We start from the raw sequence: 26,555 nt of genomic DNA, 5'->3' as shown, positions 1-26,555 counted from the left end.
CACCACACATCCATGACGCGGTGGCAGGCGTTGGGGCCGCGCGTCAGGTAAAACGCGGGATAGATGCCCGCCGCCACTCACCGATCGCGCGCGCAGTGCCGGTCTTGGTCTGTTCCGTGATCGCAGGCTGGTCTTGCAGACCGCGCCTAGTCGCAGGCACTGGCAGGTGCCACGAACGCCGCGAACGTGTGCCCGCGCGTGGCCCAGGCGGTAGCGGCCTGGTCGAGAATATCCAGCAAGGTGTCGCGGTCTTTCGGCGCAGTGCGCGCGAGTGCGTCGGCGCCGTCGATCAGCAGCGCATAGCCCTGCGCTGCCGGCAGCCACGCCAGGTCGCGCAAGGCATCGGAGAGCGCGTCCCAGTTGCGGCCGAAGCTGGCCGGGAAGTCCAGTTGGGTGGCCAGGCGCATCAGCAACCTGTGCTTGTCGCTGCAACCGGCCAGGTCCACGCGCAGGATGTGCAGGCCGGCATCGCGGGCGAGCGCGGCCATGGTGTCCAGATCGTCGGTGTCGGCTTGGTAGACGCCCGATTGCTGCGGGTCGGACAGATCCAGCGCGAAGTCGCCTGCGCTCATGGCGTGCGCTCCGGGGCCGGGCCCTGGAACGATTTGAAACTCTGGTAATGATCGTCGCTGTAATACCACGCCTGCGGCGGCGTGCCGCCGGTGACGATGCGGCGCGCGCCGCGATCGGGTCTGCCTGGCGTTTCCACGGTGTATTCGTGGTAGTAGCCGCGTGGGCGCGCGGGCAGGTGCTGCTCATGATTGGCGAAAACGCTGCCGTCTTGCGGATGCGGGAACGGGCCGCCGCGCTGGATCAGCACGATCGTGGCCATCGCTTCGGTCGGCAGGAACCCCGGCAACTCGTGCTGCCGGGATGGCCGTTCGGCCGGTGCCTCCGCGGCGATCGGCGCGCTCAGCTGCGGCGCGAAGTGCGGCTTGGGCGTCTGCAGCGCACGCATGCCCCATAACCCGGCCACGAGCAGCACGATGGCGACGATCAGCAAAGCGGGCTTGCGCATGAAAACGTTCCGGAAGCGACGGTATGGACGGCAGGGCAAGTATGCCGTTGCCCGACTGTGTCGACTTTGAATGCACAACTGCGCCGGTCCGGTTCACGCCCAAGTAACCGGGGCATGGTGCAAGGTGTGCAGCGAACACGACGCGGCATGCGATGGGATGAAGTTTCCCTGCCACCACCCTTGGTAAGCGCCGCCGCCGTCCTTACCATCTACCCCGCAACGCCCGGTCTTCGCCGGGCGGCACGTCCAGGAGACACCCATGGCTTACACCCTTCCGCAGTTGCCCTACGCCTACGACGCGCTGGAACCCAACATCGATGCGCAGACGATGGAAATCCATCACACCAAGCATCATCAGACCTATATCAACAACGTCAACGCGGCGCTGGAAGGGACTGAGTACGCCGATCTGCCGGTGGAAGAGCTGGTGTCCAAGCTGAAGAGCCTGCCGGAAAACCTGCAGGGCCCGGTGCGCAACAATGGTGGCGGCCACGCCAACCATTCGCTGTTCTGGACCGTGCTGTCGCCCAATGGCGGCGGTGAGCCCAAGGGCGAGGTCGCCAAGGCGATCGACAAGGACCTCGGTGGTTTCGAGAAGTTCAAGGAAGCCTTCACCAAGGCCGCGGTGAGCCGTTTCGGCTCGGGCTGGGCCTGGTTGAGCGTGACCCCGGACAAGAAGCTGGTGGTGGAGAGCACCGCCAACCAGGACAGCCCGCTGTTCGAAGGCAACACCCCGATCCTGGGTCTGGACGTGTGGGAACACGCGTACTACCTGAAGTACCAGAACCGCCGCCCGGAATACATCGGCGCGTTCTACAACGCGGTGAACTGGGAAGAAGTCGAGCGCCGTTACCACGCTGCGATCGCCTGACGTCCTGCTTGAGCGCTGAATCCTGTGTAGCGCTCTACCAGTGACACCCAACGCACAAGGCCGGGAGCGATCCCGGCCTTGTGCATTTCGCTGCACGCTGTGATGTAGGAGCGACCCTGGTCGCGAGAGGCTTTACCGGGAAAGCCCGTCGCGCTCGGGCGCGCTCCTACATCGTGCGGCGCCATTGGTTGGCGTGGAGCTGGAACGCACAAGGCCGGGAGCGATCCCGGCCTTGTGCGTTCTGCTGCACGCTGTTGTAGGAGCGACCCTGGTCGCGAGAGGCTTTACAGGGAAAGCCCGTCGCGCTCGGGCGCGCTCCTACGTTGTCGGCGGCGATTGGAGCTCGGCTCTCAGGCAGAGATCAGAACTTGGCGTCGAACTCGCGGGCGTAGCCGGTGTTGACGATGACCTTCTGCAGGGCGTCGCTGATCTTGATGTTGCCGGCCACGATCTGCTGCGTTTCCGGACCCATGTTGTCCATCCGCGGCGGGGTGGCGCCCTTGTAGTCGCAGACGCGGCCACCGGCTTCGCGCACCAGCAGCACGCCGGCCGCGATGTCCCAGGCTTTGACGCCGGCTTCGAAATACGCATCGGCGCGGCCACAGGCCACATAGGCCAGGTCCAGTGCGGCAGAACCGGTACGACGCACGTCTTCGGCCTGCACCAGCAGCGCGTCGACGCACTTCAGCTGCGCACTGATGCGTGCGCGCTCGCGCGGCGGAAAGCCGGTGTGGACCATCGCGCCTTCCAGGTCCTTGCGTTCGGCAATGCGGATGCGACGGTCGTTGAGCACCGCGCCGGCGCCGCGGCTGGCGGTGAACAGCTCGTTGCGCAACGGGTCGAAGATCACCGCATCGGTCGGCTCGCCGTTTTCCACCAGCGCGATGGACACGCAGTAATGCGGGAAGCCGCGCAGGTAGTTGCTGGTGCCATCCAGCGGGTCGATGACCCAGGTGTAGCGGCCACTCTTGCCGCCTTGCACGCCGCCTTCCTCGCCGAACACGGCGTACTCGGGGTAGCCGCGCTTGAGTTCCTTGATGATGACCTTCTCGGCATCGGCATCGACTTCGCTGGCGTAGTCCATGCGGCCTTTCTGCACCACATTCAGCGCATCGAGCTTGTTGATGCCGCGCAACAGCACATTGCCGGCGAGGCGGGCGGCTTTGACCATGACGGTGACGGCGGGTTTCTGCATGGTTAAAGCTCCCGTGAAGGCAGAATCGAAAATGGCGAAGGTAAAAGAGCGGTCCGGCACCAAAGCCGGCCGCGCAGTTTACCATCTACGGCCGAATCGCTCCCCAATCTCCGTTCATGTCCGTCAGCCAGCGCATCCGTTTCGTTCTTGTCGGCACCCAGCATCCAGGCAACATCGGCGCCGCCGCGCGTGCGATGAAGACGATGGGCGTGTCGCGCCTGGTGCTGGTGGCGCCGGAGCGTGCGCTCGACGAAGACGCCTATCGGCGTTCGGCCGGCGCCGAGGACGTGCTCGGCGAGGCGCCGATCTTCGCCACCCTGGCCGAGGCGGTGGCCGATTGCACCCTGGTGATCGGCTGCACCGCGCGTGCGCGCCGGGTCGCGCTGGAAGAGCTGCCACCGGACGCAGGTGCGCGCCGCGCCTGGTCCAAGGCCAGCGAACCGGCCGAGGTGGCGATCGTGTTCGGCCGCGAGCGTACCGGCCTGACCAACGACGAGCTGCAGCTTTGCCACGCGGCGCTGCATATCCCCTCCGACCCGGCGTTCAGCTCGCTCAACCTGGCGGCGGCGGTACAGGTGGTGGCGTACGAAGTCCGGCTGGCGCAGCTGGCGGCGGGCGAGGCAGAGCCGGCCCCGGCAGCGGCTGCAACGGGCGGCGCGCTGCGCGACGGCCCGGCCAGCCATGCGCAACTGGAGGGCATGTTCGGCCAGTTGGGCGACACCCTGGACGAGATCGACTTCCACAAGGGGCGCGCGCCGGAGTCGGCGATGCGCAAGCTGCGGCGGTTGCTGCTGCGCGCGGACATGAGCGAGCAGGAGGTGCGCTTGCTGCGCGGCATTCTGTCCGATGCGCAGCGCATGGCCATGCTGGCAAAGCGCGCCGGAAGCTGACGTCTGTCACATCTCGAAAGATTCGGCTAGGCTGTCGGCGGCTCTAGGGGAGTGTCCGTTTTGCGCGGTCTACGATGGTGTCTGATTGCCTGCGGGCTGTTGGCGGGGGCAGGCCTGGCCGCGACGGCGACGGCGGCGCCTTCCCCGGTCTTGGTGCTTGGACGGATCAGCGACGATCCCGCCACGCATTACGCGCAACTCAAGCCCTTGCTGGATTACGTGGTGCCGCGCATGCGCGAGGTGGGTATCCGCCGTGGCGAAATCCTGATGGCGCCGGATGCGCGACAGATGTCCAGTTACCTGCGGCGTGGCCGGGTCGACTGGGTCAGCGAGACCACCGGTGCGGCGATGCTGCTGGAACAGCGCGGCAGTGCGCACCCGCTGGTGATGACCGAGCGCGATGGCCTGCGCGAGTTCCACACGGTGTTCTTCGTCCGCCGCGACAGTCCGATCCAGTCGCTCAAGCAATTGCGCGGCCACACCCTGGCATTGCAGAACGCCTCCTCCACCAGCGGCTATCTGCTGCCGATGCTGGAGCTGGTGCGCAATGGCATCGCCTGCGATGTGCTGCTGTCGCCGGACGACAGCCGGGTGCCGGGCTCGGTGGGTTACCTGATGGTCGGGTCGAAATTGAATATCGCCGCGTTCGTGCATCAGCACCTGATCGATGCGGGTGCTTTCAGCAATGCCGACTGGGACGACGAGCGCCACCTGCCACCGGTATTCAAGCGCGACTTCCGCATCGTGCATCGCAGTGCGCCGGTACCGCGCGCGGTGGAGATGGTGCGCACCGGCATGGACCCGGCGGTGGAGCGGCGGCTGCGCGTGGTGCTGCTGCAGGCGGCCTCCGACCCGAAAGCCGGGCCGGCCTTGAAGCGCTTTTTCGGCACCACCGCCTTCCACCCGCTGGATGAGGCCAGCCGCCGGCGCCTGGATGCGCTGAGCGCGGGGTTGCGACGTGTCAGGGATCACGTGGAATGACTCAGATGCGCTTCGGGCTGCAGGCACGCTTTCTCTTGGTGATGGCACTGACGCTGTTGCTGGTCGGTGCCATCCTGGCGTCGCTGCTGCAGCGCCAGAGCGCGATGCAGCGCGAGGTGCGCGGGCTCAGTGCGCAGATCCTGCACGAGCTGTTCGATCGCAGCCTGCGCACGCGCGGCGAGACCCTGGCCACCGAACTGGCGAACGGTCTGGCCAATCCGCTGTACTACTCGGACCTGGGCGCAGTGGGGGCCCTGGTGCGCAATGCCGCGCGGCAGCAGGTGGTGAGCTACGTGCTGGTGTTCGACCGTCGCGGCCGGCTGGTGCACGACGGCTCGCCCAACCTGCAGCATTACGGTCAGGCCATGACCGACCCGCTCGCCTTCAAGGCGGTGACGGCGCGCGCCATGGTGTTGCAGTCCTCGCCGGAGGTGCTGGACGTGACGGTGCCGATCAAGATCGGCGACCAGCGTATCGGCGGCGTCCGCGTGGGCATGTCGCTCGAACGGGTGCGCAGGATCGAATCGGGCGCCAACCTGACCCTGGTGCAGAACCTCAACGCGATCGGCAAGCGCGATCTGGGCTGGCTGCTGGTGCTGCTGGCCGCGTTGGTCGCGCTGGGTGTGCTGTTGGCCATCTACGTGCAGCGCACCCTGGTGGCGCCGGTGCGGTTGCTGGCCGCGGCCGCGCGCCAGATCGAGCGTGGCGACTATGCGGTGCAGCTGCCGCCGCATCCGCGCAACGACGAGATCGGCGAGCTGATCTCCGCCTTCGGCCGCATGAGCGAGAGCATCGCCCGGCACGATCGCGAGGTGCGCCACATGGCTTACACCGATGCGCTGACCGGCCTGACCAACCGGCTGGGATTTCGCGAAGGCCTGGATCATCTGCTCAACACCGCCCGCAGTACCGACAGCAAGCTGGCGCTGCTGTTTGCCGATATCGACGACTTCAAGCGCGTCAACGACACGCTGGGCCACGAGGCCGGCGACGAGGCCTTGCTGCAGTTCGCCAGCCGGATCAGCCGCGCGGTCGGCGCATTGGGCGGCGACGATGCGATCCTGGCGCGCTTCGGTGGCGATGAGTTCGTGATTCTGCTGCAGAACGGCGATGTCAGCCTGCTCGCCGCCCAGCTCGCCGACCGGCTGGTGCACGAGTTGAGCCGCCCCTTGAACGTGCAGGGCCGGGAGGTGTTCCTGGGCACCTCGATCGGCATCACGCTGTTCCCGGACGATGCCAGCAATGCCACTGCGTTGTTGAAGAACGGCGACATTGCGATGTATCAGGCCAAGGTCGCCGGCAAGAACTGCCATCGTTTCTACAGCCGCGCCGCCGATCATGCGGTGGAGCGGCGTGTGCACATGGAGCACGAGCTGCGCGGGGCCTGGGATCGCGACGAGTTGCGGCTGGTCTATCAGCCGATCTACCGCACCAGCGACCGTGTGCTGGTGGGGGTGGAAGTGCTGCTGCGCTGGCAGCACCCGGCGCTGGGCACGATTGCGCCGTCCACCTTCATCGATATCGCCGAGCAGAGCGGCCTGATCGAGGTGATCGGCCCCAAGGTGCTGCGCGCGGCCTGCCTGGAAGCGGCGCAATGGCCGGTGGTGGGCGATGGCCTGTTCATCTCGGTCAACGTCTCGCCGCGTCAGCTGCGCAGTGGCGACCTGATCGACACGGTGGCCGAGTGCCTGGCCGAGTCCGGCTTGCCGGCTGCGCGGCTGCATCTGGAGCTGACCGAAACGGCGGTGATCGGCGACGAAATGATGGCCGCCAGCCTGCTCGATCAGTTGCACCGCACCGGCGTAAAGGTCTGGCTGGATGACTTCGGTACCGGTTTCTCCGGCCTGAGCCACCTGCGCCAGGTGCCGGTGGATGGGGTCAAGATCGACAAGAGCTTCATCGCCGACCTGCAGCGCGACCCGGACGATCTGGCGCTGACCACGGCCATCATCGGCATGGCGCATTCGCTGGGCATCACGGTGGTGGCCGAGGGCATCGAGCAGGAAGCGCAGTTCAACCTGCTGCGCGAGCGCGGCTGCGACCTGGGCCAGGGCTACTGGTTCAGCCGCCCGCTGAGCCCGGCCGATATGGTCAAGCTGATCGCGGCCGGCTGATCGGCGTAGGAGCGCACCCGGGCGCGACGGGCGTTATCGGTATGCTGCGTCGCGCCCGGGTGCGCTCCTACGGGTCCCGTGTGTGGCGCCCTTGGTTAGAGCGGCCGCTTGCCGGTATCGCCGGGGATTTCGCGCACCAGACGCGGCACCAGATAGCCGGACAGGCGCGCGGCCAGCTCGGTGTGCAAGGCGCGCGCGCGGGAATCGTCCACTTCGAAATGCGCCACGCCAGCGACCCGGTCGAGCTGGTGCAGGTAATACGGCAGCACGCCGGCGGCAAAGCTGCGTTCGCTCAGTGCCGCCAACGCGTCCACGCTGTCGTTCACGCCGCGCAGCAGCACGGCCTGATTGAGCAGCTGCGCACCGGCCTCGCGCAGGGCGCGCATGGCGGCGTCCACCGCGCCGTCGAATTCGTTGGCATGGTTGGCATGGACCACGAAGGCCACCGGCCAGGGCAGGCTGCGCAGCCAGGCCAGCAGCGGCGCATCGACGCGCTCGGGCAGCACGATCGGCAGCCGGCTGTGGATGCGCAGGCGTTTGACATGCCCGATGGCGGCCAGCGCGTCGGTGAGTTCGGCCAGCTTGCCGGTGGCCAGCGACAGCGGGTCGCCGCCGGACAGCAGCACTTCGTCGATGCCGGGGTCGGCCGCGATCGCGGCGACCGCGTCGCGCCATCCGTCACGCGCGGCGGTTTCCTCGGCATACGGGAAGTGGCGGCGGAAGCAGTAGCGGCAGTGCACCGCGCAGCTGCCGGTGGCGATCAGCAGGGCGCGTCCGCGGTATTTCTGGATCACGCCGTCCGCGATCTTGGCGGCACCATCGCCGACCGCATCCAGGTCAAAGCCCGGCACCAGCCGCATTTCATCGTCCAGCGGCAGCACCTGGCGCAGCAGCGGGTCGTGCAGGTCGCCACGGCGCATGCGCGCCACGAATGCCTGCGGCACCCGCAGCGGGAACTGGGCGGCGGCTGCGTCGCTGATCCCGGCCGCCTGCGCGTCCAGGCCCAGCAGCGCCAGCAGCGCGCGCGGGTCGCGCACGGCGTCGCGCCACTGCTGCTGCCAGCGTGGCGGCTGCAGGGTGGGAGGCGGAGATGGCTGCAAGGCGAGGGGGGCTGCGGGTATCATATGCGGTCACAAAACCAATGCCCGCCGGTTGCGGCGGGCGCCCCATTCTAATCCGACCTGCCACGGCCTGTGGCAGGTCGTGGTCTTATCGAGGAGCTGCACCATGGCCACTGTTGGCATGAACGACGTCAAGAACGGCATGAAGATCCTGGTCAACAACGAGCCGGCGGTCATCACCGAGACCGAATACGTCAAGCCGGGCAAGGGCCAGGCCTTCACCCGCATGAAGTACCGCTTCATCAAGTCCGGGCGCGTGGTCGAAATGACCATGAAGGCGACCGACGACGTGGAAGTGGCCGACGTGGTCGATACCGACATGCGTTACCTGTACAGCGATGGCGAGTACTGGCACTTCATGGACCCGGAAACCTTCGAGCAGGTGCAGACCGACAAGGCCGGCATGGGCGGCGCCGACAAGTGGCTCAAGGGCGAGGAAGACTGCATCGTGACCTTGTGGAACGGCACCCCGATCTGGGTGCAGCCGCCGAACTTCGTCGAGCTCAAGATCACCGAGACCGACCCGGGCGTGCGCGGCGACACCTCCGGCGGCGGCGGCAAGCCGGCGACGCTGGAAACCGGCGCAGTGGTACGCGTGCCGTTGTTCGTCAACCAGGACGAGATCATCAAGGTCGACACCCGTTCGGGCGAATATTCGGCGCGCGTCAAGTAAGACGATGCGTCCGGGACACTGGCCTGAGCTAGCGGTATGCGGTGCCAGTGTCGGGTTGGGGCTGTGGGCTGCGCTGCTTGGGTGCCCGGCGTTGGCGCAATCGGCGGCCGCAACCTGCGACGCCGGTGACGTGGCTGCCGTTGCGGCCATTGCAACGTCCGGCGTCGTCGGCGGCGCTGCCGCCACGCTGCCGGTCGACCGTCTGGTGGCCCAGGCCTGCAAGCGGTGGCCGAACGACCCGACGATCCGGCTGGCGGCACTCGCATTTGCTGGCGACACGGAGGCCGTGCCTGGCGAGCGCGACCTTGAGTTGCGCGTGGCCATGCTCGATGCCGCCAGCGGCAAGGTGCTGGCGTTCTACGCGCAGGCAATGGGCGAGGACGCCGCCTTCGAACTCGCTGCCGACAGCCTGCGCCTGGATACCGCGCGTTACGACCTGGCCAAGGGCGTGCGCGCGATCGGCGTGGTGGTGCGGAGTGCTGCGCGCGGGCCCAGCTGCCCGGATTTTTACAGCAATCAGGCGTTGACCCTGCTGGTGCGCGAGGGGCGCAGCCTGCGCCCGGTGCTGCAGCGCGATCTCTATGCATGGCGACGTGTGAAAGGCGAGCCGTGCAGTCTGGGGAAGGGCGATGTGATCACCGACGTCGCCAATCTGAGCGTGAGCATGGCGCCGCAGGGACATGCCGGCTATGCGGACATCATGCTGACAGCCAATGTATCTACCGTGGAGAGCACCGCTGGCAGCGACACCGATACCGAACGCACCCGTCGCGTGCGCCAGGTGCTGCACTACAACGGCCAGCGCTATGTGCCGGTGGCCGATGGCGATCCCCGCTGGCCGTTCGACAACTAACCTTTTATGGATCCGCTCATGACCAATGCCCCTCCCGAAGTGTGCGACCTGTTGATCGAAGCCGGTTACGTGGTGCCGATCGAGCCGCATGCGGTGGTGCTCGACGATCACGCGGTGGCGGTGCACAACGGCGTCATCGTGGCGATCCTGCCGACCGCCGAGGCGCGCCTGCGATTCGCGCCGACCCGGACCGTCTCGCGCCCGGAGGCAGCCTTGATCCCGGGCCTGGTCAACGCGCATACCCACAACCCGATGACGCTGCTGCGCGGCGTGGCCGACGATCTGCCGCTGATGGTGTGGCTGCAGCAGCACATCTGGCCGGTGGAGGCGGCGGTGATCGGGCCGGAATTCGTGGCCGACGGCACCACGCTGGCGATCGCCGAAATGCTGCGTGGCGGGACCACCTGCGTCAACGAAAACTACTTCTTCGCCGATGTGCAGGCGGCCGTCTACAAGCAGCACGGCTTCCGTGCGCTGGTCGGCGCGGTGATCATCGATTTCCCCACCGCCTGGGCATCGTCGGACGACGAATACTTCGCACGGGCCGGCGAGCTGCACGACCAGTGGCGCGACGATCCGCTGATCAGCACCGCGTTCGCGCCGCATGCGCCGTACACGGTCAACGACGCCAACTTCGAACGCGTGCGCATGCTGGCCGACCAGCTGGATCTGCCGGTGCATCTGCATACGCACGAAACCGCGCAGGAAGTGGCCGATTCGATTGCGCAGTACGGGCAGCGGCCGCTGGCACGCCTGGACCGCCTGGGGCTGGTCAACGACCGCCTGATCGCCGTCCACATGACCCAGCTCACCGACGCGGAAATCCATCTGTGCGCCGAGCGCGGTGTCAGCGTGGTGCACTGTCCGGAGTCCAACCTCAAGCTTGCCTCGGGCTTTTGCCCGGCCTGCGCGCTGCAACGTGCCGGCGTGAATCTGGCCATCGGCACCGACGGCTGCGCCAGCAACAACGACCTGGACATGTTCAGCGAGAACCGTACCGCAGCGATCCTGGCCAAGGCAGTGGCCAACGATGCGACCGCATTGGATGCTGCCACCACGCTGCGCGCGGCCACGCTGGGCGGCGCGCGTGCATTGGGCTTCGGCGACAGGATCGGCTCGATCGAAATTGGCAAGCAGGCCGATCTGGTCTGCGTCGACTTGTCTGCACTGGAGACCCAGCCGCTGCATCATGTGCTGTCGCAACTGATCTACGCCGCCGGCCGTCACCAGGTTACCGATGTGTGGATCGCCGGCAAGCCCAAGCTGGTGCAGCGCGAGCTCATCGACATGGATACCGCTGCCCTGGTCGCCAATGCGCGGCAGTGGCGCGAGCGCATCCGCACCGTCCGCGCCTGAGCGCGCGTCATCCCATCACGGAGCTCCGCATGAATCCGAATACCCAATCCACGTCCAGCAACTTCCATCAGAGCGAGCTGGACAAGTTCGCGGCGTTGGCCAACCGCTGGTGGGATGCCGACGGCCCGCAGAAGCCCCTGCATGCGCTCAATCCGGTGCGCCTGGACTATGTGTCCGCACGGCTGGGCCTGGCCGGTGCGCGCGTGCTCGATGTCGGCTGCGGCGGCGGCCTGCTCAGCGAGTCGATGGCGCGCCTGGGCGCGCAGGTCACGGCGATCGATCTGGCGCCGGAGCTGGTCAAGGTGGCGCGCCTGCACAGCCTGGAATCGGGCGTGCAGGTGGATTACCGCGTGCAGTCGGTGGAAGACCTGGCCGCCGAACAGCCGGGCAGTTTCGATGCGGTGACCTGCATGGAGATGCTCGAGCACGTGCCGGACCCGACCGCGATCATCCGCGCCTGCGCCAGCCTGCTCAAGCCCGGCGGCAAGCTGTTCCTGTCCACGCTCAATCGCACCCCGGCCGCGTTCGCGCTGGCGGTGGTCGGCGCCGAATACATCGCGCGGCTGCTGCCCAAGGGCACGCATCAGTACAAGGATTTCATCAAGCCGGCAGAACTTGCGGCCTGGTTGCGCAGCGCCGAGCTGCAGCTGGCAGACGTCAGCGGCATGCTGTACGAGCCGTGGCGCAATCGCGCGCGCCTGTCGTCGCGGACCGAGGTCAATTACCTGGCCTATGCGGTGAAGCCGTGACGAGCGGGGATTGGGCAGTGGAGATTTGGCATTCGCAACGGCACGTGCGTGTTTGATGTCGGCCGAATCGCAAGTTACCGATGACGGCAGGCAAGCGCAGAGCGGCGGGGCGGCGATGAGGTTTCCGCGTGCGGTGTTGTTCGATCTGGATGGCACCTTGCTGGATAGTGCGCCGGACATGCTGGCGACCGTCAATGCGATGCTGGAGGAACGTGGGCGCGCGCCGATGGCGTTGGCGCAGTTGCGTCCGGTGGTGTCCAAGGGCGCGCGCGCGATGCTGGCAGTGGCGTTTGCCGAACGCGATGCGGTCGAGCGCGATGCGCTGGTGCCGGAATTCCTGCGTCGTTACAAAGGCTTGATCGGCACGCGGTCGCAGCTGTTCGACGGTGTCGACGAACTGCTGCTGCGGCTGGAGCGCGCCGGTTGCATCTGGGGCGTGGTCACCAACAAGCCCGAATATCTGGCCCGGCTGATCCTGCCGCAGCTGGGGTGGGAGCGGCGCTGCGCGGTGCTGATCGGCGGCGATACGCTGGCCGAGCGCAAGCCGCACCCGTTGCCCTTGCTGGCAGCGGCCGAGCGCATCGGCGTTGCGCCGGCGCAGTGCGTCTACGTCGGCGACGACGAGCGCGACATTCTCGCCGCGCGCGCAGCGGCGATGCCGTCGGTGGCGGTGTTGTGGGGCTATCGGCTGCACGACGACGAGCCATCGCGCTGGCAGGCCGACGTGCTCGTGGCGCAGCCGCAGGCACTGTGGGACGCCGTGGCGTGGCCGCAGATCTGATCTTCTTTCGTTTTCTTCTGGACCCGCCATGAGCCAATCCAGCGCTCTCGACAGTTTTCTCGACAAGTGGCGCACCCGCTGGCCGGAGTGGTCGGTTGCCGAGCCATTCATTCCCGAGCCGCAGCGACGCCTCACGGCGGCCTGGTTTGCGCTGCTGCAGGAATGGGAAGACATCATGAACATCGCCGGCGACCCGTTGCCGGCCGACGCCAAGCTGGCATGGTGGCAGCAGGAGCTGCGCGATTGGTCGCAGCAGCGCTCGCGCCATCCGCTCGGGCGTGTGCTGGAGCCGGTGCCTGCGCCATGGGCGCAACTGGCCGACACCCTGCCTGCCATGCAGGACGCGCGTGCGCAACCGCAATCGCTGCAGCAGGCGTTGGCGAGATTGCGGGCCTTCGCCGAGGCCGTGGTCGCCGTGGAAGCCGCGCTATTTGCGCGCACCCAGCCTGGCGATGCCGCTGCGGTGGCGCTGCAATGGCTGGACGCCCGCCAGCGGGTGGCCGGCGACAGCGCCGCGCCCGGTGACATGACGCTCGCTGCATGGCGCACGCAGTTGCTGCGCGCCTGGCCGCGCAAAGCGGCGTTGGCGCGCCCGCATCGGGTATGGTCGCGGCTGGCCCGCTTGCGCCTGCAGCGCGAGCTTGCCGGCAAGGCAGCGTATCCACCGCCGGTGCAGCAGCTGTGGCATAGCTGGCGTGCTGCCAGCGGCGCAGACTGAGCGCGCGGATCTGCGGTTCCGTCAGAGCACGACCAACGACGTGGCGAAGGTGCCGCAATCGCAGGAAAGACAACGCCTGTCGGCGTACCGCATCACACGGCTTGCCGACAGGCGGGGGTGGCAACGTCTACGCGTTGCGATCCGGCGACGCGGATGACCTGGTGTGGCAGCCGTCGGTCCGCCTGCCGGCACCGCTATTGCCGTATTCGTAGCAACGGTTGGCTGAATTGACACGGGTGCTGCTGCAGTACGGGCGGCTGACGGTGGATGCATTGCATGGTGCGGTCTTGCGGATGTGGCTGCCCAGGCCGGAATTGCGCACCGTGACCTGGCCATTGGGCGAGCTACCGTTGACGTAGGCGGACAGGCTGCTGCCGATGCCCTCGTGCCAGGCGCGCCCAGGTCGGCGCGATACATTTATTTATATGAAGGTGAAGATGCATTTTTTAACTGAAACACCATTTATCGTCGGCATTTTAATGACTGCCATTGGTTTGTTCGTGATGTTTTCAATCTTCAAGCCTGATAAAAACGAGTTGGTGGATATAAGAAACTGGAAGACCAAGGGGGAATGGCATGGTGAAATAATGACTACCGAGCCTAAAAGTTGGTCGCCAATAGACACCAAGCATGGTGATGAATTCTTCTATGATTTCAAGGTATCACTTAATATTGCTGGAAAACGGAATCTACATACTGCGAAAGGGTTGGTAAGGCCAAACGACGTTCATAAATTAAAGAAAGGCATTAAAGTCATTGTTAAATATAGTGAGGATAAGCCGCCAAAAGTCGCTGTAATTGATGTCTTGTATTAGTCCTTGCGGCAAGGAAAGGACATAAAAAAGGTCCTTGAGGCGCTATCCGCCGATCTGCGCTGTCCTACATCAGGCCGGCGGCGCGGACGCAGCCGCCCACATGCACGGCCAACTTCGGCGCCAGCTTGGTGCGCTGGGTGGCGATGCTGGCGTACGGGATACGGTGGCGCATCGCGTACTTCGCCGGATGTGTCGACAGATCGTGGGCCAGCAGGGCAATCCCACTAATCTGCAGATCGGGCGGCAGGCCCAGATCACCCTGTATGGCTGCATTACCCAGCGCCTCTCTCAAGAGCCGTTGAGGATTCTCCGCAAGGTCATCGCGATTCAGATCAGCAAACGATCGATCAACGCCTGCTCGTAATCGTTGAGAGGCTGATTTTCGTAGAGCTTGTCGGAGGCGTCGACTAGCGTCCGGCCCTCGACTTCACGCCCACTTTCGCCATACACGTGGCCAAGGTTCTCCAGCGACTGCAGGTTGCCGTGCTTGGAGAAGGAAATCAGATACCAGCGCTCGGCCGCCTCGAGTTCGCCCAGGCGGTGGTAGGCAACCGCCAGATTGTGCTGGGCGTAGACGTGATCGGATTCCAGCGCCTGCAACAATGCCTGCCTGGCCTGCTGGTAGTCCTCGAGCTGCAGGTACAGCAGGCCGAGGTTGTTGTAGCCGTCGACATTCCCCAGCTCGGCAGCGCGCCGATAGGCCTGCTCGGCCTGCGGGTAGCGCTTGGCGTGCAGATGGACGTCGCCAAGCAGGTTCAGCGCCTCCGCATGATCGTGGCGCACGGCGTTGTCGAGGTGCTCGACGGCGGCGTCGTGATCGCCGTCCTGATAGGCCATGCTGCCGAGGTAGAAGTGGCTGCGGGGGCAATCGTACGCGGCGGCCTTCTGGAAGTATTGGCGGGCGGCGTCGTGATCACCCTCCTGGAAGGCCATGCTGCCGAGGTTGTAGTGGCTGCCCGGATAATCGTGCTCGGCGGCCCTTTGGAAGTGGTGGCGGGCAGCGTCGTGATCACCGTCCTGATAGGCCAAGATGCCGAGGTTGTAGTGGCCGCCGGGATAATCGTGCTCGGCGGCCATCTGGAAGTGTCGATGAGCGTCGGCGTGATCTTCACGCGCCAGGCTCACCGCGCCAACGCCGTTCATCCAGCGCGGGTCGGCAGGGCACGCCTTGGCAAGGGTCTGGAAGGACTCCAGCGCGGTGTCCAGATCCTGCTCGCGAAACGCCGCCCACGCCTGCTCACTGAGCGCGGTCGCCTGCTCGTCACTGAGGTTTTTTTTATTCATGAACCACATGATGTTTCCTGCCTTGCGAGCAGGTCAAGGATGTGTGCCGTGAGCCGGGTATTTCCGATGCGACGTACTACGTCTGGAAGTCCAGGTACGGCGGCACGGAAGCCTCCGACGTGCAGCGGCTGCGTGATGTTGAAGCCGAGCACGCCAAGCGCAAGCGGATGTATGCCGAGTTGGGCAATGGAAAACCATGCGTTGAAGGATCTGATCGCAAAAAAGCTGTAGACCCGGCGCATAAGCGCCCGCTTCTTGCCTGGCTCATTGAGCAGCATGGCTGCAGCGAGCGCCGGGATGAAGCTCAATCAGCGTCGTGGCAGCAGGCGCCGGGTCCCTACGCGCTATCCCCAACCGTTGGCGTGCGGAGCATGCTCCAATGCCGGGCGGCCTGGCAGGCGAGCTTACTGACATGGTTGCTACAGCTGCCCGGTGTCGAGGCGCAATGCTCGAGGGCTTTGCCGGCATCACGCTCTGCAAGGTGACAGCGTCGCAAACACGCAGCATGGGCGGTCGCCATTTATGCAGGTGCACCATTGCAGAGGGGCCGATCGCGTTGCCGCCGTGTGCAGGCGGGAGTGCGCATCGTCACATGCCGTGGGCAGGGAGACTTCCAGACTGAACCACCCGCGTAGACACGCGCATGTGAGATAGCGAGATGGCAGATCCCAAAGAGCTGCAGGAAAAATTCTGGAAAGCCCTGAAGTCCGATCGCACCGTGATGCTGGGCCTGGATGGCGTGGAAGATGGGCATGCACGCCCGATGACGGCGCAGATCGAAGGCGATAGCGGTGGCCCGATCTGGTTCTTCACCTCCAAGGACAATGCGCTGATTGCCATGCTGGGGCAGGGCCGCCGCGTCATCGGTGCCTTCAGCAGCAAGGGGCACGACCTGTTCGCCAGCATCAGCGGCTCGTTGCGCGAGGACACCGATCCGGCCGTGGTCGAACGTCTGTGGAACCCGCATGTCGCGGCCTGGTATGAAGGCGGCAAGGACGATCCCAAGCTGGCGCTGCTGCGCCTGGATACCGATCACGCGCAGATCTGGCTTAACGGTTCCAGTCTGCTGGCCGGCATCAAGGTGCTGTTCGGCGTCGACCCGAAGAAGGATTACCAGGACAAGGTGGCGGACGTTCCGCTGCGCTAAGGCCTGAACGATGCAGGCGCGATCTTCGCGATGGCGCCTGCATCGTCTTCATTCACGTGCTGTCGCTTGCGCAGGTTCCGGCCCGGTTGTGAGGCTTGATCGGCACCAGCTGCTGACTGCATGCAGGAACGCCAAAGGCGCCACGCGTACATGTGCCGTGCGCCTTCCACAGGAGAAGCGAGATGCAACAGATCGAAATCGGCCAGATGGTGTTTTTGCGCGACGGCGAAGTCGGCGTCGGTGCAATTCGCGAGATTCGCAAGGATGGCGCCGAGCTCGTCGTCAATATCGAAAACGGTGGCGACTTCGTGCTGCCGGCGACGGTGGTGCGCGATGTGCATTCCGGCAAGGTGATGCTGGATGTCGAGCAACTGCCGGAAGAGGTACGCAATGCCTTGCGTCACCCACACGACAATGAATTGCCGACCAGCACCTACGCGGCCAGCGATCCGCAGGATGGCGCACTCAAGTAGATCGGCTAACGTCGACTACGTTCGACATCCTGCGGCAAACCATCGGGAAGTAGAAACGTCCGTGGTGCGGCGTCGGGCAGGCCGGCCGACGGCAGCGCCGGTTGCTCGGCCTCGTCCTTGAGTTGCACGCCGGACAGCTTGCGTCGGAACGATTCGCGCAGCAGATACCCGAGCTTGTGGGTGGCATCGGCGTAGCTCAGCCCTTCGGTGCGGATGTTGGAGATGCAGTTGCGCGCCGCGTCGGTCAGGCCCACCCGCGGGGTGTAGGTCAGATACAGGCCCAGGCTGTCGGGCGAGCTCAGGCCTGGTCGTTCGCCGATCAACACGATCACCAGGCGGGCCTTGAGCAGTTCGCCGACCTCGTCGCCGATGGCGACGCGGCCTTGCGCGACCAACACCACCGGCGCCAGCGACCAGCCTTCGTGCGCGGCCAGGGCGTCGATATGCTCCACCATCTGCGCTGCATGCCGATGCACGGCCAGTGCAGAGAGTCCATCGGCGACCACGACAGCCACATCGTGTCCGCCGCCATGTACGGCGGTCAGGCCACGCAGATGCGCGGCCGCCTCCTCGCCCAGGCGCCGGCCCAGGTCCGGACGTTGCAGATAGGCATGCCGATCCACCGCCGCGCTGTGCAGCAGAATGCTGTCGCGCCCACGCTGTTTCAGCGCTGTTTGCAGTGGCTGTGGGTCGAACGCCAGATGCACCGCATCGCGTGCCTGCGCATGCGCCAGCTGGAAATCCAGGTGCGCGGCGGTCGGCAGGCTGGTGCCGACGCGTCCCAGCGCGATGCGCGCCGGTGTGAGCCGGCGCAGGTGTGCCCAGGCATCGCGTGGTGGGGGGGGCGGGGCGCTCATTGCGCGCCGCCGGTGTGCAGCTGCTCCAGCGCACGCCGGAACGGTGCGGGAAGTTCGCTGCCGAGTTCGAAGCGGCCATCGCGCAGCCGCAGGATGCCTTGCTGTTCCAGCCAGTGTTCGAACTCGGGCGCGGCGCGCAGGCCGAGCGCCTGGCGCGCATACAGCGCATCGTGGAACGAGGTGGTCTGGTAGTTGAGCATCACATCGTCCGAGCCGGGGATGCCCATGATGAAGTTGATGCCGGCGGTGCCGAGCAGGGTCAGCAGCACGTCCATGTCGTCCTGATCGGCTTCGGCATGATTGGTGTAGCAGATGTCGCAGCCCATCGGCACGCCGAGCAGCTTGCCGCAGAAGTGATCCTCCAGCCCGGCACGGATGATCTGCTTGCCGTCGTAGAGATACTCCGGGCCGATGAAGCCCACCACCGTGTTGACCAGCAGCGGCTTGAACTGCCGTGCCACCGCATAGGCGCGCACCTCGCAGGTCTGCTGATCGACGCCATGATGCGCGTTGGCCGACAACGCGCTGCCCTGGCCGGTCTCGAAATACATCACGTTGTCGCCGACGCTGCCGCGCCGCAACGCCACCCCGGCGTCATGGCCTTCCTGCAACAGCGCCAGATTGATGCCGAAGCTGGCATTGGCCGCCTCGGTGCCGGCGATGGACTGGAACACCAGGTCCACCGGCACGCCGCGGTTGATCGCCTCGATGGTGGTGGTGATATGCGCCAGCACGCAGGATTGGGTCGGGATCTGGTAACCGCTGATCACCGCATCGAGCATGCGCAGCAACGCAGTGGTGGCGGCCAGGCTGTCGCTGGCAGGGTTGATGCCGATCACCGCATCGCCGTTGCCGTACAACAGGCCGTCGAGCACGCTGGCGGCGATGCCGGTGGCATCGTCGGTAGGGTGGTTGGGCTGCAGGCGCGTGGACAGACGGCCACGCAAGCCCAGCGTATTGCGAAAGCGCGTGACCACGCGGGTCTTCTGCGCGACCAGGACCAGGTCCTGCACGCGCATCAACTTCGAGACCGCTGCCACCATCTCCGGCGTCAGCCCGGGTGCCAGTGCGGTCAGCGCCGCTTCGTCGGCCTGCGCACTCAACAGCCAATCGCGAAAGCCGCCGACGGTGAGGTGCGCCACCGCGGCAAACGCAGCCGCATCGTGCTGGTCGACGATCAGGCGGGTGACCTCGTCCGCTTCATACGGCACCACCGCTTCCTCGAGGAAGTGCCGCAGCGGCAGGTCCGCCAGCGCCATCTGCGCCGCCACCCGCTGCAGCCCGGAGTCGGCCGCGAGCCCGGCCAGTTGGTCGCCCGAGCGCGGCGGCGTGGCCTTGGCCAGCAGGGTCTTGAGATCGGCAAACCGGAAGCGCTCGCCGCCTGCGCTGAACGCGAACCCGCTCATCTGGCACTGGCCGCCGGCGTGGCCTGGCCGCGCAGGCTCAGCACGCAGCACAGCCCGCCGAACAGCAGCAGGCCCACGAAGATCAGCGCCACGATCGGGTTGAACCAGACCATCGCCACCAGGCACACCAGCGCCAGCAGCAGCGCGATGGCCGGCACCACCGGATAGCCCGGCGCGCGAAAGCTGCGCTCCAGCCCGGGTTCGGCGCGGCGCAGCTTGAACAGGCTGAGCATGCTCATCACATACATCACGATCGCGCCGAACACCGACATGGTGATCATCGCCGCGGTCAGCGACATGCCCTGGATCTTGACCACGCTGTCGCTGCAGATCGCCGCGATGCCGATCGCGCCGCCGGCAAGAATCGCGCGATGCGGCGTGCGAAAGCGCGACAGCCTGGCCAGGCCGTGCGGCAGGAAACCGGCACGCGCCAACGCGAAGAACTGCCGCGAATAGCCCAGGATGATGCCGTGGAAGCTGGCCACCAGGCCGAACAGGCCGATCCACACCAGCATGTGCAGCCAGGTCGAACTGTTGCCGACCACCGCCTTCATCGCCTGCGGCAACGGGTCGTTGATGTTGGAGAGCTGACGCCAGTCGCCGACCCCGCCCGCGAACACCATCACGCCCAATGCCAGCACCACCAGGGTGAGGATGCCGGCGATGTAGGCACGCGGAATCGTACGCTTCGGCTCCTTCGCTTCCTCGGCCGCCATCGCCGCGCCCTCGATCGCCAGAAAGAACCAGATCGCGAACGGGATCGCGGCGAAGATGCCGGAGATCGCCGCCGGGCCGAACACATCGCTGCCGGCCCAGCCATTGGCGGCAAAGCGCGCAACGCTGAACCCCGGCGCCACCACGCCCATGAACACCAGCAGCTCGATCACCGCCAGCAAGGTCACGATCAGTTCGAAGGTGGCGGCGATCGCCACACCGACGATGTTCAAGCCCATGAAGATCGCATACGCACCGATCGCGGCGATGCGCGGGTCCAGGGTCGGGAATTGCACATTGAGATAGGCGCCGATCGCCATTGCAATGGCCGGCGGCGCGAACACGAACTCGATCAGCGTGGCCAGGCCCGCCAGCATGCCGCCGTAGGTGCCGAATGCGCGCAGGCTGTAGGCGAACGGCCCGCCCGCATTGGGAATGGCGGTGGTCAGCTCGGTGAAGCTGAAGATGAAGCAGGTATACATCACCGCAACCAGCAGCGTGGTCACCAGAAAGCCCAGCGTGCCGGCGGTGCCCCACCCGTAGCTCCAGCCGAAATATTCGCCGGAAATCACCAGGCCCACGGCGATCCCCCACAGTTGCCAGGTGCCCAGGGTGGGTTTGAGCTGCTCGTTGCGCATGTCGCACATCTCCTGCGGTCGGGGGAGGGGAGATGAAGCGGTCCGGCGCCTAAACGCTGGACCGACCGCCAGCGACCGCCCGCCCGCTGCTGCAGGACGACGATCCACGGTCGTTCCGGTTATACCCCAAAGGCCCGCGGCGAACACGAGCACGGCGGGTGGGGCGCAGCGACCATGCCGCCACGCGCCGGCCTTGTTCGGATCCCGACGCTCCGACTATTGATTGCGTTCCAGCACCAGCAACGGATCGATCCGCACGTCGAACCAGTTCATTCCCCAATGCAGGTGTGGCCCGGTGGCGCGCCCGGTGGCACCGACCGCGGCAATCACCTGGCCTTGCTCCACCCGGTCGCCCACCTTCACGTCGATGCGCGACAGGTGCAGGAAATTGGAGCTCACCCCGAAGCCATGGTCCAGCAGCACGGTGCCGCCGGTCAGGTACAGGTCCGGCGCGGCGAAGGTCACTACGCCGGCGGCCGGCGCCTTGACCGGCGTGCCGGTGGGCACGGCGATATCCATGCCCGAATGGCCGGCACCGGGCTGGCCGTTGTAGACGCGTGCATTGCCGAAGCGCCCGCTGATGCGGCCCTGCACCGGCCAGATGAAGGCTTGCGCGAAATCGGGGCGGGCATCGTCGCGATCGCGCGCGGCGGTGACCTGCGCCTGCTCGCGCTTGATCCGCTCGGCGATCGCCGCAGGCGGATTGACGGTCTTGGGCGGCACGCCGTTGACGCGCTCCACCGGCCAGTCGCGCGGCGTCACCGCGATGCTGGCGGTCTGCGTGCTGCCATCGGGGCGGGTGATCTGCACCTGCAACGGGCCGGTGGCATCGCGGCCGATGCCGAACACCACGCTGCCGTAGCCGCTGACGCGCAGCGTGCGGCCGGCGTACTGCACCTGGCTACCCGCCGGCACCTTGCCGATCACCAGCGCGCCCTGCGACGCGCTTTGCGGAAACACCACGTCCGCCGCCGCCGCGGACTGCGCAACGGCGCTGCCGACGGCGAGCGACAGCGGCGCCAGCGCAAGCCAGGCGCCAAACAGGGCTGCGCGCATCAGCGGTCGAAGGTCAGGCGCTGGCCGGCCGCACTGCCGAGCAACTGTTCGCCATCCCACACCTGCTGGCCGTTGACCCAGGTCGCGGCGATGCGCGAGCGGAACGTGGTGCCTTCGAACGGCGACCAACCGCACTTGGACAGCACCTGCTCGCGCTTCACGGTGAACGGGGTGTTGTCGATCATCACCAGGTCGGCGAAATAGCCTTCGCGCAGGAAGCCGCGTTCTTCCACGTCGAACAACTGCGCCGGGGCATGCGCGAACTTCTGCACGATGCGGGTGATCGGCAGCTTGCCCTCGTGCACCAGTTCCAGCGCGGCGACCAGCGCGTACTGCACCAGCGGCAGGCCGGAGGGCGCCTGCGCGTAGGGCTTCTGCTTTTCTTCCCAGGTGTGCGGCGCATGGTCGGTGGCGAGCACGTCGATGACATCCTCGGCCAGCGCCTCGATCAGCGCCACGCGGTCCTCGGCGTCCTTGATCGCGGGGTTGCACTTGATCAGGTTGCCCAGCCGCGCGTAATCGCTGCGGTCAAAGCGCAAGAAGTGGATGCAGGTCTCGGCGGTGATGCGCTTGCGCAGCTTGCCGTCGGCATCGACCAGCGGGCCGGCCTCGAACAGCGCCAGCTCGTCGGCGGTGGAGATATGCAGCACGTGCAGGCGGGTGTTGTGCCTGCGCGCCAGCGCCACCGCCAGCTGCGACGACTTCAGGCAGGCCTGCCGCGAACGGATGTCCGGATGCATCTCCGGGGTCAGCGCGTCGCCGTATTTCTCCTTGTACTGCGCCAGCGTCGCATCGATGGTCGGGGTGTCTTCGCAGTGGGTGATGATCGGCGTCGGTGCGTCGCGGAAGATCGCGTCCAGCGTTTCGGGGTTGTCGACCAGCATGTTGCCGGTGGAGGCGCCCATGAACACCTTGATGCCCGGGGCGGTCTTCGGGTCCAGGGTCTGGATCGCGGCCAGGTTGTCGTTGCTGGCGCCCATGTAGAAGCCGTAGTTGGCCCAGGCGCGCCCGGCCGCCGCGTCGTACTTGGCCTGCAGTGCGGCTGCGTCCAGGGTCGGCGGATTGGTATTGGGCATGTCCATGAAGCTGGTCAGGCCACCGGCCACCGCAGCGCCGGATTCGGTCGCGATGTCGCCCTTGTGGGTCAGGCCCGGCTCGCGGAAGTGCACCTGGTCGTCGATCATGCCCGGCAGCACCCAGCGTCCGGCGGCGTCCACCACGGTGTCGCCGGCGGCCGGGGGGATCTTGCTGGCGATCTTCGCGATGCGGCCGGCGTCGATCAGCAGATCGGCGTCGAATTCCTTGCCTTCATTGACCAGGCGGGCGTTGACGATGAGGGTTCGGCTCATGGATGAGGTCCTTTGCAACTGCAGGAAGGGGAGACGGGCGAGGCTGCGGACGCAGGCGCGTCGGGCACGGGATCGAACCCGCCCGGATGGAATGGATGGCAGCGGCCGAGCCGGCGCGTGGCCAGCCAGCAACCGCGCAGTGGGCCGAAGCGGCCGATCGCGGTCATCGCATACTCCGAGCAACTGGGCGCAAAACGGCAGCGCGGCCCCAGCAAGGGGCTGATGAACCGCTTGTAGAAGCGCAGCAGCGCAATGAGCAGGCGTGAGATCACTTGCCAATGATATGCCACTTGGATTAATACGTGGTTGCCGGGGGTCCGTGGGGTAAGCTATAAAGGCCCGCTTTCCCGGGCCCCGGGGGAACCAAGGATGAGCGTTTCGTGGCTGCTAAAAAACCTGCAAAAAAGGCCGTAGAGGCCGCCAAGAAGTCCGCCAGACCCGTTGCGAAGAAGGCAGCGGCGCCCGCCGCTGCAAAACCGGCCGCCAAGCAGGCGACATCGCCCGCCAAGCCGCCTGTCGCCAAGAAGGCAGCTGCGACGAAGACCACGGCCAAGCCGGCGCCGGTCTCCAAGAGCGCAGCGTCCAAAGCCGCGGCCTCCAAACCTGTAAAATCTCCTGTCGCCAAGAGTGCTGCCAAGCCGGCGGCGAACAAGGCAGCTCCGGCTGCCGCCAAACCGGCCGCCAAGCCGGTGGCGCCCAAGTCCGCACCGAAGCCAGCTACCAAGTCGGCTCCGGCCAAGTCAGTCCCGGTCAAGGCTGAAAAGCCCGCGCCCGCACCGGCCTCCAAGGCCGTCCCTGCGAAGCCGGCAAAGCCTGCGACCCCGTCACCTAAGAATCCCGTGCCCGTTTCGAAATCTTCAGCAAAAACGCCAACCAAAACCGAAGCCCCCGCCAAGCCCGCCGCGACCCGTCCGGTCGGCAAGGTGGCCGTGGCCGTGACCTCCAAGCCGTCCAGCCCGACCCCCAAGACCAAGTACAAGGTGGTCGAGTACAAGACCGATGAAGCCACCGGTCGTCCGATCCTGCCGCAGGGCTACAAGCCTGCAGCCGATGAGGAGTACATGAGCAAGCTGCAGCAGGAGTACTTCCGTCAGCGTCTGCAGAGCTGGCGCAACGACCTGGTCGAAGAGTCCAAGCAGACCATCGAAAACCTGCGCGAAGAAGTGCGCGACATCGGCGACGAAGCCGAGCGTGCCACGCGCGAGACCGAGAACTCGCTGGAGCTGCGTACCCGCGACCGTCACCGCAAGCTGATCGGCAAGATCGACAGCACGCTCAAGCGCCTGGAAGACGGCGATTACGGCTATTGCGTGGACACCGGCGAAGAGATCGGCATCGACCGCCTGGAAGCGCGTCTGACCGCCGAGCGCACCATCGACGCCCAGGAGCGTTGGGAGCACCTGCAGAAGCAGCAGGGCGACTGATCGTTCGACAGGGTCCAGGCCTTGTCCGTCGACTAAAAAACCCCGCCATGTGCGGGGTTTTTTGTGCGCATCGCGCACACGCAATGGCGTTCGATGCATCGACATGCCTGACGCAGGGCAGGCGGCCTGGTGGGGGTCGCTTGCCTGATGTGGGCCAGATGTACGGGCGTGCCGTGCCCGGCCCGGCATACGCAGCGAAACAGTGCCGGCTGCATTGGTGCAACCGGCACCGCATCGTTGCAGGGCTCACTGCAGGTCGCGCAGATCCAGCGTGCGCAGCTTGGGCGCCTTCCACGCGGTGGTGGCGACCACGCCCAGGGTCACGCAGCCGCCGATCACCACCGCCGGTACCAGGCCGACCAGGCGCGCCATCACCCCGTCGTAGAACGCGCCCAGCTCGTTGGACGAGCCGATGAAGATGCCGTTGATCGACGACACCCGGCCGCGCATCGCATCGGGCGTGGCCAGCTGCAGGATGGTCTGGCGCACCACCACCGACACGCCGTCGCACATGCCGTACACCAGCAGAATCGCCGCCGACAGCCAGAAGTGCCGCGACAGGCCGAATGCGATCGTGCACAGCCCGAAGCCGGCCACCGACAGCATCAGGATGCGCCCGGCATTGCGTTGCAGCGGGTGCCGGGCCAGCCACACCCCGACCACGATCGACCCCAGCGCCGGGGCACCGCGCAGGATGCCCAGGCCTTCCGGGCCGTAATGCAGGATGTCGTGGATGAAGGCCGGCAGCATCGACACCGCGCCGCCCAGCAGCACCGAGAACATGTCCAGCGCCATCGCGCCCAGCATGATCTGGTTGGACAGCACGAACTGCGCCCCTTCGGCGATGCTGCGGAAGATCGGCGCGCGCGGGCCTGTGTTGACCGGCTCGCTGACCCGTAACAGCGCCAGTGCCAGGATCGCCACCAACGCCACGCTGGCGGCCACGCCATAGGCCAGCCCCTTGCCGCCCCAGCCGACCAGCACGCCGCCCAGCGCCGGGCCGATCACCATGCCGGCCTGGAAGGTGACGCTGCCGATGCTGGCGCCACGGGCGAAGGCCTCGCGCGGCAGCGCACGCGCGAACAGCGCGTTATAGACCGGCGACAGGAACGAGCGTGCCGCACCGGTCAGCGCGATGGCTGCATAGATCGGCCACACGCCTTGCACCGGCAGCCAGCCATGGGTGATGGCCAGCAACAGCAGAGCGGTGGCGACCAGGCCCAGCACCGCGATCGTGCCCAGGCGGCGGCGCGGCAGGTGATCGACCAGATAGCCGGCAAACGGCGCGATGCAGAAGAACGGCAGGATCTCCGCCAGGCCGATCAAGCCGAGCGAGAGCGGATTGCGGGTGATCTCGTAGATATGCCAGCCGACCGTGACCGCGACGATCTGGTACGACAGCATCGCCGCCACGCGATACAGCAGCACCAGGCCGAAGCCGGGGTGGGCGAGCAGCGTACGCAGCGAGGCGGCGGGCGAGGGCGTCGGCGTACTCACTGCTGCGCGCGGGCGGTGTCGCGGATGAAGGCCAGCATGGCCGCCACGCCGTTGCTGCGGGTCGGCGACAGATGCTTGGCCAGCCCGATTCCGGCGATGTAGTCCGGCTCGGTGGCCAGGATCTCCTGCGCGCTACGCCCGGAGTACACGCGCAAGGCCAGATAGATCAGCCCGGACACGATCGCCGAGTCGCTGACGGCGTGGAAGTCCAGCCGCTCGGCATTGCCCTCCGGCACGATCCACACCATCGACTGGCAGCCATGCAGGCGGTGTTCTTCGGTCTTCCACTGTTCGGGGAAGCTGGGCAGCTTGCGGCCCAGGTCGATCAGGTACTGGTAGCGCTCGGACCAGTCGCCGAAGAAGGAGAACTCCTCGGCGATGGCGGCCTGTGCGTCGACGGCGGTGGGTTCGAGCGGGAAGGGGGTGGTGGTCATCAAAAATCCAGAGTCGGTCGGTGATCGCGCTGCCCGGCGACACCGCAAGGGTGCCCCTCTCCCGCCGGGGCGAGAAGGCGCGGTTTGCGCGCCATTGGCGCGCGTGCCTTGGAGCGCCCGCGCCGCCAGCACGGGCCGGGG

Annotated in this window: 28 protein-coding genes and 2 pseudogenes; 15 read left to right on the top strand and 15 right to left on the bottom strand. The window is 66.4% G+C overall.

Annotated elements, in window-relative coordinates; all coding sequences use genetic code 11:
- Nucleotides 1–146 precede the first annotated feature (146 nt).
- Both EO170_RS18670 and EO170_RS18665 read right to left on the bottom strand, forming a co-directional pair.
- Complete coding sequence (locus EO170_RS18670) at nt 147–572, bottom strand: barstar family protein (protein ID WP_126947281.1); 426 nt, start codon at nt 570–572, stop codon at nt 147–149.
- The gene (locus tag EO170_RS18665) at nt 569–1,018 is read right to left on the bottom strand and encodes a ribonuclease domain-containing protein (RefSeq protein WP_126947278.1); all 450 of its coding nucleotides are present in this window, start codon (nt 1,016–1,018) and stop codon (nt 569–571) included. The genes EO170_RS18670 and EO170_RS18665 overlap by 4 nt, the downstream gene beginning before the upstream one ends.
- A 259-nt stretch (nt 1,019–1,277) precedes the next feature.
- Here EO170_RS18665 and EO170_RS18660 point away from each other — a divergent pair, with 259 nt between their 5' ends.
- On the top strand, nt 1,278–1,889 hold the full coding sequence (locus EO170_RS18660) for a superoxide dismutase (RefSeq protein ID WP_104582195.1): 612 nt from the start codon (nt 1,278–1,280) through the stop codon (nt 1,887–1,889).
- 361 nt (nt 1,890–2,250) lie between these two features.
- On the opposite strand, the gene EO170_RS18655 is transcribed toward EO170_RS18660, so the two are convergent.
- Entirely contained in the window at nt 2,251–3,084 is an 834-nt protein-coding gene (locus tag EO170_RS18655; RefSeq protein WP_016905058.1) for an inositol monophosphatase family protein, read from the bottom strand.
- A 116-nt stretch (nt 3,085–3,200) separates the two neighbouring features.
- On the opposite strand from EO170_RS18655, the gene EO170_RS18650 reads away from it, so the two are divergent.
- Genes EO170_RS18650 through EO170_RS18640 form a run of 3 tightly spaced genes read left to right on the top strand, consistent with a single transcriptional unit; the run spans nt 3,201 to nt 7,069 of the window.
- Nucleotides 3,201–3,974, top strand: coding sequence for an RNA methyltransferase (locus EO170_RS18650; RefSeq protein ID WP_104649033.1), 774 nt, complete (start codon nt 3,201–3,203; stop codon nt 3,972–3,974).
- Nucleotides 3,975–4,025: 51 nt separating this feature from the next.
- Nucleotides 4,026–4,955, top strand: a complete 930-nt coding sequence (locus EO170_RS18645) for a phosphate/phosphite/phosphonate ABC transporter substrate-binding protein (RefSeq protein WP_164739863.1) — start codon at nt 4,026–4,028, stop codon at nt 4,953–4,955.
- Nucleotides 4,952–7,069 (top strand): EAL domain-containing protein, encoded by a 2,118-nt coding sequence (locus EO170_RS18640; protein ID WP_115676889.1) that lies wholly within the window; start codon nt 4,952–4,954, stop codon nt 7,067–7,069. Before EO170_RS18645 ends, EO170_RS18640 begins: the two co-directional genes overlap by 4 nt.
- A gap of 95 nt (nt 7,070–7,164) precedes the next feature.
- Here EO170_RS18640 and epmB read toward each other — a convergent pair whose 3' ends face one another.
- Nucleotides 7,165–8,193: an EF-P beta-lysylation protein EpmB gene (epmB, locus tag EO170_RS18635; RefSeq protein WP_126947276.1), complete on the bottom strand. Its 1,029-nt coding sequence runs from the start codon at nt 8,191–8,193 to the stop codon at nt 7,165–7,167.
- Between the two features lie 103 nt (nt 8,194–8,296).
- Here epmB and efp point away from each other — a divergent pair, with 103 nt between their 5' ends.
- Genes efp through EO170_RS18605 form a run of 6 tightly spaced genes read left to right on the top strand, consistent with a single transcriptional unit; the run spans nt 8,297 to nt 13,320 of the window.
- Nucleotides 8,297–8,863 carry an elongation factor P gene (gene efp, locus EO170_RS18630; protein WP_007962665.1) on the top strand — a complete coding sequence of 189 codons (567 nt, stop codon included), beginning with the start codon at nt 8,297–8,299 and terminating at the stop codon, nt 8,861–8,863.
- Between the two features lie 55 nt (nt 8,864–8,918).
- A complete protein-coding gene (locus tag EO170_RS18625; protein WP_126947274.1) occupies nt 8,919–9,716 on the top strand; it encodes a hypothetical protein in 798 nt (265 codons plus the stop codon).
- 18 nt (nt 9,717–9,734) lie between these two features.
- Nucleotides 9,735–11,072, top strand: coding sequence for a TRZ/ATZ family hydrolase (locus EO170_RS18620; RefSeq protein ID WP_164739864.1), 1,338 nt, complete (start codon nt 9,735–9,737; stop codon nt 11,070–11,072).
- 29 nt (nt 11,073–11,101) lie between these two features.
- Nucleotides 11,102–11,821 (top strand): bifunctional 2-polyprenyl-6-hydroxyphenol methylase/3-demethylubiquinol 3-O-methyltransferase UbiG, encoded by a 720-nt coding sequence (gene ubiG / locus EO170_RS18615; protein WP_126947272.1) that lies wholly within the window; start codon nt 11,102–11,104, stop codon nt 11,819–11,821.
- A gap of 55 nt (nt 11,822–11,876) precedes the next feature.
- Complete coding sequence (locus EO170_RS18610) at nt 11,877–12,602, top strand: phosphoglycolate phosphatase (protein WP_343134529.1); 726 nt, start codon at nt 11,877–11,879, stop codon at nt 12,600–12,602.
- A 28-nt stretch (nt 12,603–12,630) separates the two neighbouring features.
- Complete coding sequence (locus EO170_RS18605; protein WP_126947267.1) at nt 12,631–13,320, top strand: phytoene/squalene synthase family protein; 690 nt, start codon at nt 12,631–12,633, stop codon at nt 13,318–13,320.
- A gap of 127 nt (nt 13,321–13,447) precedes the next feature.
- On the opposite strand, the pseudogene EO170_RS18600 reads toward EO170_RS18605, so the two are convergent.
- Nucleotides 13,448–13,720: pseudogene (locus EO170_RS18600) on the bottom strand (hypothetical protein); the annotation flags it as partial.
- 25 nt (nt 13,721–13,745) lie between these two features.
- Here EO170_RS18600 and EO170_RS18595 point away from each other — a divergent pair.
- Entirely contained in the window at nt 13,746–14,135 is a 390-nt protein-coding gene (locus EO170_RS18595) for a hypothetical protein (protein WP_206514038.1), read from the top strand.
- A 64-nt stretch (nt 14,136–14,199) separates the two neighbouring features.
- Here EO170_RS18595 and EO170_RS18590 read toward each other — a convergent pair whose 3' ends face one another.
- A complete protein-coding gene (locus EO170_RS18590; protein WP_126947264.1) occupies nt 14,200–14,427 on the bottom strand; it encodes a hypothetical protein in 228 nt (75 codons plus the stop codon).
- 35 nt (nt 14,428–14,462) lie between these two features.
- Entirely contained in the window at nt 14,463–15,428 is a 966-nt protein-coding gene (locus EO170_RS18585; protein WP_119128670.1) for a tetratricopeptide repeat protein, read from the bottom strand.
- A 20-nt stretch (nt 15,429–15,448) separates the two neighbouring features.
- On the opposite strand from EO170_RS18585, the pseudogene EO170_RS18580 reads away from it, so the two are divergent.
- The 3 genes and pseudogenes from EO170_RS18580 to EO170_RS18570 form a co-directional block, all read left to right on the top strand.
- Nucleotides 15,449–15,806: pseudogene (locus tag EO170_RS18580) on the top strand (transposase); the annotation flags it as partial.
- Between the two features lie 271 nt (nt 15,807–16,077).
- Nucleotides 16,078–16,566, top strand: coding sequence for a pyridoxamine 5'-phosphate oxidase family protein (locus EO170_RS18575; protein ID WP_024940409.1), 489 nt, complete (start codon nt 16,078–16,080; stop codon nt 16,564–16,566).
- Between the two features lie 182 nt (nt 16,567–16,748).
- Nucleotides 16,749–17,039: a hypothetical protein gene (locus tag EO170_RS18570; RefSeq protein WP_024940408.1), complete on the top strand. Its 291-nt coding sequence runs from the start codon at nt 16,749–16,751 to the stop codon at nt 17,037–17,039.
- Nucleotides 17,040–17,044: 5 nt separating this feature from the next.
- On the opposite strand, the gene eutC is transcribed toward EO170_RS18570, so the two are convergent.
- The 6 genes from eutC to yidD all read right to left on the bottom strand — a co-directional run bounded on the left by eutC (nt 17,045) and on the right by yidD (nt 23,349).
- The gene (gene eutC / locus EO170_RS18565) at nt 17,045–17,896 is read right to left on the bottom strand and encodes an ethanolamine ammonia-lyase subunit EutC (protein ID WP_126945395.1); all 852 of its coding nucleotides are present in this window, start codon (nt 17,894–17,896) and stop codon (nt 17,045–17,047) included.
- Complete coding sequence (locus tag EO170_RS18560; RefSeq protein ID WP_104649022.1) at nt 17,893–19,302, bottom strand: ethanolamine ammonia-lyase subunit EutB; 1,410 nt, start codon at nt 19,300–19,302, stop codon at nt 17,893–17,895. The genes eutC and EO170_RS18560 overlap by 4 nt, the downstream gene beginning before the upstream one ends.
- Nucleotides 19,299–20,663, bottom strand: coding sequence for an ethanolamine permease (gene eat / locus EO170_RS18555; protein WP_126947259.1), 1,365 nt, complete (start codon nt 20,661–20,663; stop codon nt 19,299–19,301). Before eat ends, EO170_RS18560 begins: the two co-directional genes overlap by 4 nt.
- 207 nt (nt 20,664–20,870) lie before the next feature.
- Nucleotides 20,871–21,710, bottom strand: coding sequence for a M23 family metallopeptidase (locus EO170_RS18550; RefSeq protein WP_164741098.1), 840 nt, complete (start codon nt 21,708–21,710; stop codon nt 20,871–20,873).
- Nucleotides 21,710–23,059 (bottom strand): dihydroorotase, encoded by a 1,350-nt coding sequence (locus tag EO170_RS18545; protein WP_115676899.1) that lies wholly within the window; start codon nt 23,057–23,059, stop codon nt 21,710–21,712. Before EO170_RS18545 ends, EO170_RS18550 begins: the two co-directional genes overlap by 1 nt.
- On the bottom strand, nt 23,056–23,349 hold the full coding sequence (gene yidD, locus EO170_RS18540; RefSeq protein WP_104586168.1) for a membrane protein insertion efficiency factor YidD: 294 nt from the start codon (nt 23,347–23,349) through the stop codon (nt 23,056–23,058). Before yidD ends, EO170_RS18545 begins: the two co-directional genes overlap by 4 nt.
- A 90-nt stretch (nt 23,350–23,439) precedes the next feature.
- Between yidD and dksA the strand changes: the two genes are divergently transcribed.
- Nucleotides 23,440–24,483: an RNA polymerase-binding protein DksA gene (gene dksA / locus EO170_RS18535; RefSeq protein WP_126947252.1), complete on the top strand. Its 1,044-nt coding sequence runs from the start codon at nt 23,440–23,442 to the stop codon at nt 24,481–24,483.
- Nucleotides 24,484–24,729: 246 nt separating this feature from the next.
- On the opposite strand, the gene EO170_RS18530 is transcribed toward dksA, so the two are convergent.
- Together EO170_RS18530 and EO170_RS18525 are read right to left on the bottom strand one after the other, a co-directional pair.
- Nucleotides 24,730–25,980, bottom strand: coding sequence for an MFS transporter (locus EO170_RS18530; protein WP_104586172.1), 1,251 nt, complete (start codon nt 25,978–25,980; stop codon nt 24,730–24,732).
- The gene (locus tag EO170_RS18525; protein WP_016903219.1) at nt 25,977–26,414 is read right to left on the bottom strand and encodes a SufE family protein; all 438 of its coding nucleotides are present in this window, start codon (nt 26,412–26,414) and stop codon (nt 25,977–25,979) included. Before EO170_RS18525 ends, EO170_RS18530 begins: the two co-directional genes overlap by 4 nt.
- Nucleotides 26,415–26,555 lie beyond the last annotated feature (141 nt).

It is taken from the genome of Xanthomonas sp. BRIP62409 (assembly GCF_003992965.1).
GTDB classification, from domain to species: domain Bacteria; phylum Pseudomonadota; class Gammaproteobacteria; order Xanthomonadales; family Xanthomonadaceae; genus Xanthomonas; species Xanthomonas euroxanthea.
This window is presented reverse-complemented; position numbering and strand designations above follow the sequence as displayed.

Excerpts from the sequence above, each read along its gene's own strand:
- EO170_RS18670 (WP_126947281.1), bottom strand. The coding sequence starts at position 572 with ATGAGCGCAGGCGACTTCGCGCTGGATCTGTCCGACCCGCAGCAATCG.
- EO170_RS18665 (WP_126947278.1), bottom strand. The coding sequence starts at position 1,018 with ATGCGCAAGCCCGCTTTGCTGATCGTCGCCATCGTGCTGCTCGTGGCC.
- EO170_RS18660 (WP_104582195.1), top strand. The coding sequence starts at position 1,278 with ATGGCTTACACCCTTCCGCAGTTGCCCTACGCCTACGACGCGCTGGAA.
- EO170_RS18655 (WP_016905058.1), bottom strand. The coding sequence starts at position 3,084 with ATGCAGAAACCCGCCGTCACCGTCATGGTCAAAGCCGCCCGCCTCGCC.
- EO170_RS18650 (WP_104649033.1), top strand. The coding sequence starts at position 3,201 with ATGTCCGTCAGCCAGCGCATCCGTTTCGTTCTTGTCGGCACCCAGCAT.
- EO170_RS18640 (WP_115676889.1), top strand. The coding sequence starts at position 4,952 with ATGACTCAGATGCGCTTCGGGCTGCAGGCACGCTTTCTCTTGGTGATG.
- epmB (WP_126947276.1), bottom strand. The coding sequence starts at position 8,193 with ATGATACCCGCAGCCCCCCTCGCCTTGCAGCCATCTCCGCCTCCCACC.
- efp (WP_007962665.1), top strand. The coding sequence starts at position 8,297 with ATGGCCACTGTTGGCATGAACGACGTCAAGAACGGCATGAAGATCCTG.
- EO170_RS18620 (WP_164739864.1), top strand. The coding sequence starts at position 9,735 with ATGACCAATGCCCCTCCCGAAGTGTGCGACCTGTTGATCGAAGCCGGT.
- ubiG (WP_126947272.1), top strand. The coding sequence starts at position 11,102 with ATGAATCCGAATACCCAATCCACGTCCAGCAACTTCCATCAGAGCGAG.
- EO170_RS18610 (WP_343134529.1), top strand. The coding sequence starts at position 11,877 with ATGTCGGCCGAATCGCAAGTTACCGATGACGGCAGGCAAGCGCAGAGC.
- EO170_RS18605 (WP_126947267.1), top strand. The coding sequence starts at position 12,631 with ATGAGCCAATCCAGCGCTCTCGACAGTTTTCTCGACAAGTGGCGCACC.
- EO170_RS18595 (WP_206514038.1), top strand. The coding sequence starts at position 13,746 with ATGAAGGTGAAGATGCATTTTTTAACTGAAACACCATTTATCGTCGGC.
- EO170_RS18585 (WP_119128670.1), bottom strand. The coding sequence starts at position 15,428 with ATGTGGTTCATGAATAAAAAAAACCTCAGTGACGAGCAGGCGACCGCG.
- EO170_RS18575 (WP_024940409.1), top strand. The coding sequence starts at position 16,078 with ATGGCAGATCCCAAAGAGCTGCAGGAAAAATTCTGGAAAGCCCTGAAG.
- EO170_RS18570 (WP_024940408.1), top strand. The coding sequence starts at position 16,749 with ATGCAACAGATCGAAATCGGCCAGATGGTGTTTTTGCGCGACGGCGAA.
- eutC (WP_126945395.1), bottom strand. The coding sequence starts at position 17,896 with ATGAGCGCCCCGCCCCCCCCACCACGCGATGCCTGGGCACACCTGCGC.
- EO170_RS18560 (WP_104649022.1), bottom strand. The coding sequence starts at position 19,302 with ATGAGCGGGTTCGCGTTCAGCGCAGGCGGCGAGCGCTTCCGGTTTGCC.
- eat (WP_126947259.1), bottom strand. The coding sequence starts at position 20,663 with ATGTGCGACATGCGCAACGAGCAGCTCAAACCCACCCTGGGCACCTGG.
- EO170_RS18550 (WP_164741098.1), bottom strand. The coding sequence starts at position 21,710 with ATGCGCGCAGCCCTGTTTGGCGCCTGGCTTGCGCTGGCGCCGCTGTCG.
- EO170_RS18545 (WP_115676899.1), bottom strand. The coding sequence starts at position 23,059 with ATGAGCCGAACCCTCATCGTCAACGCCCGCCTGGTCAATGAAGGCAAG.
- EO170_RS18525 (WP_016903219.1), bottom strand. The coding sequence starts at position 26,414 with ATGACCACCACCCCCTTCCCGCTCGAACCCACCGCCGTCGACGCACAG.